Below are 7,132 nucleotides of genomic sequence, written 5' to 3'. Positions count from 1 at the left end.
GGACACCGTGGTCATACCTTGGCCGGGGTCAGACCGAGCCGGTACAGCGCCAAGTCCAAGTCTTCACAGATCTTGCCGCAGGTCTGCGGGTGATAGGGAGTGGAGTTGATCGTTTTGACTCCCAGGGCGCGTAGGTTGGCCTCGAACGTCGTTTCAAACCCGAGCCGCCGCCCGGTGTACATCAGTCCGTTGTCCGACAACGACATTGACGGAATCCCACACTCACCGATACCGGCCAGCACCACCGACCACACCAACTCACCGGTGCCGGGCCCGGCCGCGGCGGCCAACCCGACCAGGTAGCGAGAATGATCATCAAGGCTGCCCGCGATGGCCACCGCGGTGCCGTCGGTCAGTGCCCATTCGGTCCAGTCTGATTGCCAGCAGTCGTTCGGGCGATCAACGACAAACCGTTTGGTCGCTGACTTGGGGCGTTTACGCGGCTGCGGGGTGATCGCACCATGGCGCGTCAGGATCCGCCAGATCGTAGCCGGTGCAGGCACATCAGCATGGCCCTCACGCTGCAGGGTCCAGTGGATGGAGTGCGCGCCGTGATCCCGGCCGGCCTCCAACAGTTCTTTGCGGCGGCGCAGCACCAGCTCCTCGACCGCGGCCGCGGTCTGTCCGGGACACGACACCGGCCGACGTGACCGCTGTTCGAGTCCGGCCAGCCCCAGCTGCCCGAACCGTTTTCGCCACTTGTAGAACGTCTGCCGACTGATCTGCTGATCCCGGCAGAACGCCGCCACATTCTCGACCTGCCCGGCCAACGCCGTCGCGGCACGAATATCCATCGCCGTCACCTTCTGGGCCATGAACCACGATGGGTCCACAACCTCACTCAGGTGTCAGCGATGTCCCGAGACATCCATGTGTCAGCGATGTCCCGAAACAGAACACCGCGTCACGCGCGGAAAATCGTGCACAAATCACTTGAAGTTGCGCAGCCGCAGGCTGTTCGACACCACGAAGAACGACGAGAAGGCCATCGCCGCGCCGGCGATCAGCGGGTTGAGCAGGCCGGCCGCCGCCACCGGGATGGCGGCGATGTTGTAGCCGAAGGCCCACACCAGGTTCAACTGGATGGTGCGCATGGTCGCCTTGGCCAGGTCGAGGGCCTGCGGCACCGAATCCAGGCTGTCGCGGACCAGGATGATGTCGGCGGCGCCGATCGCGACGTCCGTGCCGCGGCCGATGGCCAGGCCCAGATCCGAGCAGGCGAGCGCCGGGCCGTCGTTGATACCGTCACCGACCATCGCGACCATGCGGCCGCGGTCGCGCAGCTGCTGGATGACGTCGACCTTGCCGTCCGGCAGCACATCGGCGATGACGTCGTCGATCCCCACCGCGGCACCCACCGCGGCGGCGGCCGCCGGGTTGTCACCGGTCAGCAGGATGGTCTTCAGCCCACGCTCGTGCAGTGCCGCGATGGCACCCGCCGCCGATTCGCGCACCGCGTCGGCGACCGCGATGGCACCGCACAGCTCGTCGTCGACGGCCACGAAAACCACTGTCTCGCCGCGGGATTCCGCGCCGCGCCGCGCTTCCGCGAGGGCCGCGGGCACCACGGCCCGGCCGGCCGCCCAGGCCGGCTTGCCGATGCGCACCGCGCGCTCCCCCACGGTGCCCACGACGCCGCGACCGGGAACAGCCTGGAAATCAACGACTTCCGCATGCTCAGGCGCCGACGTGGTGATGGCCACCGCGACCGCGTGTTCGGACGCCGACTCCACCGCCGCGGCGAGGGCCAGCACGTCGTCTGACTCCCAGCCGTCGGCAGCCGTGACCGCGGTGACGGCCAGGTGCCCGGTGGTCAGGGTGCCCGTCTTGTCGAAGACGACGGTGTCGACGGCCCGGATCGCCTCCAGCGAACGGTGCCCCTTGAGGAAGATGCCGAGCTGGGCGCCGCGTCCGGACGCCACCATCATCGCCGTCGGCGTGGCCAGACCCAGCGCACACGGGCACGCGATCACCAGGACCGCCAACGCGGAGGCGAAAACCTTGTCGGGACCGGCGCCGGCCAGGGCCCAGCCCAGCGCGGTCAGCGCGGCGATGGCGAAGACGCACGGTACGAACACCGAGGCGATACGGTCGGCGAGGCGCTGCGACTCGGCCTTCTGCGCCTGCGCTTCCTCGACCAGCCGCACCATGCCGGCGAACTGGGTGTCGGCGCCGACCGCGGCGGCCTCGACGATCAGGCGTCCGTCGAGCACGATCGTGCCGCCGATGACGCTGCTGCCGGGCGTCGCGCGCACCGGCTTGGCCTCGCCCGTCATCACGCTGGTGTCGACGGCGGCCGAGCCCTCGACCACGAGTCCGTCGGCCGCGATGGTCTGACCGGGGCGCACCACGAACTTCTGCTGTTCGGCGAGTTCCTCGGCGGGGATCACCATTTCGGTACCGTCGGCGAGCAGGATCGTGACGTTCTTCGCGCTCAGCGCCGCGAGCGCCCGCAGCGCACTACCCGCCTTGGACTTGGCGCGGGCCTCGAAATAGCGGCCCGCCAGCACGAACACGGTGACGCCGGCCGCGACCTCGAAGTAGATCGCGTCACTGCCGACGAGGGCCTGCCAGATGCCGGTGGCCTCGGTGGCGTGGTGTCCGAAGAACACCGTGTAGAGCGACCAGACCGTGGCCGCGGACACACCGACCGAGATCAGGGTCTCCATGGAAACCGCGCGGTTGCGGGCATTGCGCAGCGCGACGCGGTGGAACGGCCAGGCGGCCCACGTGACGACCGGCAGCGCCAGCGCGGTGAGCACCCACTGCCAGCCGGTGAAACGGGTGCTGGGGACGACGGCGAACATCACCGACAGATCGGCGAGCGGAACGAACAGCACCGCGGCCACCAGCAGGCGGCGCAGCAGATAGTGAGCGTGCGAGAGGTCCTCGTCGTCGCGGTCGCCGGCGATCGCCCCGGAGCGGGGCTCGGCGTCGTAGCCGGCCTTGCGGATCGCGTCGCACAGCTCGGAATCGGCGACCTCGGGAAGGGCGTCGACCGTGGCCACGCGAGTGCCGAAGTTCACCGAGGCGCGGACACCCGGCATCTTGTTGAGCGTCCGCTCGACCCGCGCGGAGCAGGCGCCGCACGTCATGCCGGTCACGTCGAGCTGCACCCGGCGCGCGGCCGCACTGTCGTCGGCAGCTGCGGCAGCGTCGACCGCGCTGCCGACCGCTGTGCTGGCCGTCATCATCCTCCTATTGTCCCCCGGTCGTGTCCTGCGCTGTGCGGGCTACCAAATCAATGGTCGGACGTGCCCGGCTGTGAGTTCCCGGCAACCGTCGCATATGGTCGGCCTGTGAACAGCCGCGGCGACGACGACGAGGTGACCCGCCTCGCATTGGCGGCCGGCCGGGGCGATCGCGCCGCATTGGAGCAGTTCATCAAGGCTACCCAGCGCGATGTCTGGCGCACTGTCGCCTATCTCGACGAGCCCGGCAGCGCCGACGACCTGACGCAGGAGACCTACCTGCGCGCCCTCGGCTCACTGCCCCGGTTCCGCGGCCGGTCGACGGCCCGCACCTGGCTGTTGTCGATCGCCCGCCGCGTCGTCGTCGACCACATCCGGCGCAAGCAGTGCCGGCCACGCAGCAGCGCCGCCATCGAGCCCGAGACCGTCATCGACATGCACCAGCCGACCGCCCGGTTCGAGGACATCGTCGAAATCCGCATGCTGCTCGACGGCGTCGACGCCGACCGCCGGGAAGCGCTGCTGCTGACCCAGGTGCTGGGCCTGTCCTACGCCGAGGCCGCCGAAATCTGCGGCTGCCCCGTCGGCACCATCCGCTCCCGGGTCGCCCGGGCCCGCGACGACCTGCTGCGGGCAGGCAACCAGGACCAGAGCGCGGGCTGAGTCGCCGCGGAACCCGGGCCGCCACCTGCCCGACCAACTCTGCGAAACTGGTCAACAGACTGAACGGAGTTCGGCTTGTCCACCCGCCACGCGATCGACCTCGAGCACACCCTGAGCGCCATCGGGCGCCGGGTGTTCGACGAGGTCTGGATCGGTCCCGCCCGCCGCTACCCCACCGCCGTCGCGGTCGTCGTGCTGGTGCTGTCTGCCGGGGTCAGCTGGTCGGAATCGCATCGGTGGGTGCTGAAGGTCGTCGCCATCCTGTTCACCCTGGCCGCGATTGCATCGGCAACGGCGCTGTGGCGCAAGCGGTTTCGCGTGTGTTGTGCGGCGCTGTACCTGTCGGGCGTGGCCACGGCCGCCGGGTTCGGCGCGGTCTGGTGGTGCCAGACGTCACCGGCGCGAGTCGCGGTGTGGTGGCCGCTGGCCGGTTTCGTCGCTGCCGCGGTCCTGGCCGTCTGCTGGCTGGGTGTGGTGCTGACACCGCTGGAGCGGTCGCAACCCGACATGCGGTTCAAGCCCGCCGGGAACTGAATCCCCGTTCCGTACGACTAATGACAGCGTGATCGCCGATTCCGCCCTGCGCTGGGCGCTGACTGCCGTGTTCGCGGTGGCCGCGCTGCTGTTCGTGGGTGCCGGACGGCGGGTACCCGGACAACGCGGCGTCGCGGTGCTGCATGCGCTGGCCTCGGTGGGCATGATCGCGATGCTGTGGCCGGCCGGTATGCAGGTGTCGCCGCTGCTGTACGTGCTGGTGTTCACCGCCGGCGCGCTGTACTTCGCCTACCTCGCCCTGTTCGGCTTCGAGCTACCGCACCCCGTCTACCACTGCACCATGATGGCCGCGATGGCACTGATGGGCCTGCTGATGGCGCCGAATGCCGGCGTCCCCGTGGCGACAGCTCAAACCTCCGGTCACCACAGCGCCCACCTCGGTCACGGCGCCATCGCCGTGACTCCCCCGGGCTGGTTCACCGTGGTCTGCATCGTGCTCGCGATCGGATTCTGCGCCGCCGCGCTGTGGTGGTTCTACCTGCTGGTGCGAGGGCCGAAGCGCCCGTACGCCGACCTGCTCATGGCGCTCGGCATGAGCGCCGCCTTCGCTGTCATGGCCGTCTGACCCTCTCGAAAGGACAACATGCCCAAGCTGATCCAGACCCTCGCCGCCGTCACCGCGACGACGGCCTGCGCCGTCGCGCTGGCCGCACCGGCCGCTGCCCACGTCAAGGTGACCGGCGACGCCACCCAGGGCGGCTGGGGCGTGCTGAACTTCCGCGTGCCGACCGAGTCGGACACCGCGTCCACCACCGGCCTGCTCGTCGTGCTGCCCGATGACCAGCCGATCATCTCGGTCAGCACGCAGCAGAAGGCCGGCTGGACGGCGACCATCACCAAGAAGAAGCTTCCCGCTCCGCAGAAGGACGACGACGGCGCCGAGGTCACCGAGTACGTCTCGTCGGTCGAGTGGAAGGCCACCGCGCCGGACGCTCCGATCCCGCCGCATCAGTTCAACGTCTTCGCCATCTCGGCCGGCCCGCTGCCCAAGGTCAACACGCTGACGCTTCCCGCGGTCCAGACCTACAGCGACGGCAAGACCGTCAACTGGAACGAGAAGGCCAACCCGGGCCAGCCCGAGCCCGAGCACCCGGCGCCGGCCCTGCACCTCAAGCCCGCCGGCGGCGGGGACCACGACCGGCCCGCGGCCGCGGCTCCGGCGGCTGCGGCGCCGACGTGGCCGGGCGTGACGGCGCTGGCCGTGTCGGTGGTCGCGTTGCTGGTGGCGATCGCTAGCCTGGCAGCCTCCCGACGAAAGACGAGTCACGACTAGAAAACTCAGACCGGTCGCAGCGCTGCTCGCGGCGCTGCTCGCGCTCCTGCTGCCGGCTCCCCTCGCACACGCGCACGCCGTCCTGGTCTCCAGCGATCCGGTGGACGGCGCCACCCTGCCGACCGCGCCGAGCCGGGTCACCTTGAGCTTCGATGAGCCGGTTCGCCTGATTCCCGGTGCGGTTCAGGTGATTTCGAACTCCGGCGCGCGGGTCGATCGGGAGGTGCGGCAGCGGTCGGGCAACACCGCCGTGGAACTGGACCTGCCGCCGGACCTGCCGCGCGGCAGCTACACCGCGACGTGGCGGCTGATGTCGGCAGACGGGCACGAGGTGTCCGGGTCGGTGAGTTTCGGTGTGCAGCAGGCGCCGGACGCGCCGCCGGAGGTTCGTCCGGTCGCGTCGTCGTCGGTAGCGTCGGATGTCGCTCGCGGTCTGACGTATGCCGGCCTCGTGCTGTGTGTCGGTGTGCTCGCGGCGGCCCGGCTGGTGTGGGGATGGGCGCTCGCCCTGCGTCGCACCCGCATCCTGGCCGGCATCGGCTGGCTGCTGCTGGCCGCCGCGACCGTCATCAACGCCGTCACCACCGGTCCCGATATCCAGCTCTACGTGCAGGCGGCCCTGCTCGTGCTGCTGGCGGCGACCACCCGCGCCGGGACCGCGCTGTTCGTCGTGATCGCGACGGCGCTCGCGGCCGGCGTCGCCGCGTCCGGGCACGCCGCGGCCGGCCCCGACCCGTGGCTCGCCACCACCGTCACCACGGCGCACCTGCTGGCCATGGCGCTGTGGCTGGGCGGGCTGGCCGTGCTGACGCTGGTGGTCCTGCCCGCCCGGCACAGCGACGAGCTGCAGCGGTGGTCCCGAGTGGCGTTCGGCTGCGTCGCGGCGGTCCTGCTCACCGGCGAGTATCAGGCCTGGCGGCAGGTGTCGCCGATCGAGTCACTCTGGTCGACCGGCTACGGAATGGCCTTGTGCGCCAAGGTTTTCCTGGTGACGCTCATGGCCGCCCTGGCCTACCTCGGCCGGCGCCGGCTCACCCCGGAGCGGCTGCGCCGAACCGTACCGTGGGAGACCGCGCTCGCGGTGCTGGTCTTGATCATGACCACGGTGCTCACCGGCGAGCCGCCCGCCCGCACCACGTACGGCCCCGCGTTCACCGCCACCGCCGCACTCGATGAGGACCGGCAGGCACAGGTGCATCTGGACACCACGCGGCACGGCGCCATCCCGATCGACGTCGCGGTGCCCGGCGCCACCGGGCTGCGGGGCACTCTGTCGAGCGCCGAGATCGCCTCTCTGCCGGTGCGTTTCACGGCGGGTCCCGACGGTCACTGGCACAGCACGTATGCCACCGCGCCGCGGCCGGGACTGTGGACGCTGCAGCTGACGGTCCAGTTCGGCCCGAACGACGCCACCGTCACCAGCGTGCCGTTCCGCGCCTGGTGACCTGAG

General features: G+C 70.3%; 7 protein-coding genes. 5 read left to right on the top strand and 2 right to left on the bottom strand.

The genetic code is table 11. The features are described from left to right. Positions 1–11: 11 nt before the first annotated feature. Together ACJH6I_RS13375 and ACJH6I_RS13370 are read right to left on the bottom strand one after the other, a co-directional pair. The gene (locus ACJH6I_RS13375; RefSeq protein WP_406784186.1) at positions 12–794 is read right to left on the bottom strand and encodes a helix-turn-helix domain-containing protein; all 783 of its coding nucleotides are present in this window, start codon (positions 792–794) and stop codon (positions 12–14) included. 135 nt (positions 795–929) lie between these two features. Next, the gene (locus ACJH6I_RS13370) at positions 930–3,194 is read right to left on the bottom strand and encodes a heavy metal translocating P-type ATPase (protein WP_406784185.1); all 2,265 of its coding nucleotides are present in this window, start codon (positions 3,192–3,194) and stop codon (positions 930–932) included. A gap of 105 nt (positions 3,195–3,299) precedes the next feature. Between ACJH6I_RS13370 and sigC the strand changes: the two genes are divergently transcribed. From sigC to ACJH6I_RS13345, 5 genes are all read left to right on the top strand, one after another. Then, positions 3,300–3,854 carry an RNA polymerase sigma factor SigC gene (gene sigC, locus ACJH6I_RS13365; protein WP_029105716.1) on the top strand — a complete coding sequence of 185 codons (555 nt, stop codon included), beginning with the start codon at positions 3,300–3,302 and terminating at the stop codon, positions 3,852–3,854. Between the two features lie 75 nt (positions 3,855–3,929). Further along, a complete protein-coding gene (locus tag ACJH6I_RS13360) occupies positions 3,930–4,388 on the top strand; it encodes a hypothetical protein (RefSeq protein WP_406784184.1) in 459 nt (152 codons plus the stop codon). Between the two features lie 28 nt (positions 4,389–4,416). Further along, positions 4,417–4,974 carry a DUF5134 domain-containing protein gene (locus ACJH6I_RS13355; protein ID WP_406784183.1) on the top strand — a complete coding sequence of 186 codons (558 nt, stop codon included), beginning with the start codon at positions 4,417–4,419 and terminating at the stop codon, positions 4,972–4,974. Between the two features lie 18 nt (positions 4,975–4,992). Beyond that, positions 4,993–5,682 carry a YcnI family protein gene (locus tag ACJH6I_RS13350; RefSeq protein WP_406784182.1) on the top strand — a complete coding sequence of 230 codons (690 nt, stop codon included), beginning with the start codon at positions 4,993–4,995 and terminating at the stop codon, positions 5,680–5,682. A 22-nt stretch (positions 5,683–5,704) separates the two neighbouring features. Then, positions 5,705–7,126 carry a copper resistance CopC/CopD family protein gene (locus tag ACJH6I_RS13345; protein ID WP_406784191.1) on the top strand — a complete coding sequence of 474 codons (1,422 nt, stop codon included), beginning with the start codon at positions 5,705–5,707 and terminating at the stop codon, positions 7,124–7,126. Positions 7,127–7,132 lie beyond the last annotated feature (6 nt).

Source organism: Mycobacterium sp. SMC-13 (genome assembly GCF_045311035.1).
GTDB lineage: Bacteria > Actinomycetota > Actinomycetes > Mycobacteriales > Mycobacteriaceae > Mycobacterium.
This window is presented reverse-complemented; position numbering and strand designations above follow the sequence as displayed.

Coding starts and splice junctions, on each gene's coding strand:
- ACJH6I_RS13375 (WP_406784186.1), bottom strand. CDS start 794: ATGGATATTCGTGCCGCGACGGCGTTGGCCGGGCAGGTCGAGAATGTG.
- ACJH6I_RS13370 (WP_406784185.1), bottom strand. CDS start 3,194: ATGATGACGGCCAGCACAGCGGTCGGCAGCGCGGTCGACGCTGCCGCA.
- ACJH6I_RS13350 (WP_406784182.1), top strand. CDS start 4,993: ATGCCCAAGCTGATCCAGACCCTCGCCGCCGTCACCGCGACGACGGCC.